The sequence below is a fragment of the Mesorhizobium sp. M2A.F.Ca.ET.067.02.1.1 genome, assembly GCF_004023285.1.
Classification (GTDB): domain Bacteria; phylum Pseudomonadota; class Alphaproteobacteria; order Rhizobiales; family Rhizobiaceae; genus Mesorhizobium.
The window spans coordinates 1-626 of sequence record NZ_RZSB01001353.1 but is presented as its reverse complement, the minus strand read 5'-3'; the positions used below and the strand labels follow the sequence as shown (position 1 = coordinate 626).

Below are 626 nucleotides of genomic sequence, written 5' to 3'. Positions count from 1 at the left end.
CTCCGGACCCATGCCATAGCGGAGGCCGACATTTTCGAAGCGGATCACGTTCGGCGACCTGAAACTTTCGGCGGCGACGCGCCACGATCTACATTAACAGACCATCGGCCGGCATGGTTAACCGGCGGTTAATTTTTCAACGATCGGTACTCGTCAAGGCCATTCCGGTGGGGAAGCGTTAACCAATTCCGTTTACGCAAAAGAAACGAAGACTGCACTGGTGCCGTAATGGCTGAGAATAGAACCGCGCGCCCCGTTTCCGGCGAAATCATGACCGGCCCGGCAACACATGCCGCGCCGGAGCGCGCCATGTCCAATGCGGCCGACATCGTCGATGCCGACTATGTGGTGCTGCCGCGTTTTGCCGCGCATCCGGAGCGGTCCCCGCCCCAGCCGCAGATCCCGCCGCCGCCGATCGAAGGCATGGGCATGCTGCGCAAGCCGGATGCCGCGCCGTCGCGGCCGTCGCGGGGCGGCCCAATGTTCTGGATCGCCGGCGTCGGCATAGCACTTGCCTCTTTCTGGGTGTCGGGCGGTCATGCGCTGTTGCGGCAAAGCCCCTTTTGGACGACCGCCGGGCCGGCGAGCGCGCTCCCCATTTCGGGCGTGACGTCGCGCATCGATGC

General features: G+C 64.1%; 1 pseudogene. It reads left to right on the top strand.

Going from position 1 to position 626, the window contains the following annotated elements:
• Positions 1-228: 228 nt before the first annotated feature.
• A pseudogene (locus EOA28_RS37775) lies at positions 229-626 on the top strand (hypothetical protein); the annotation flags it as partial.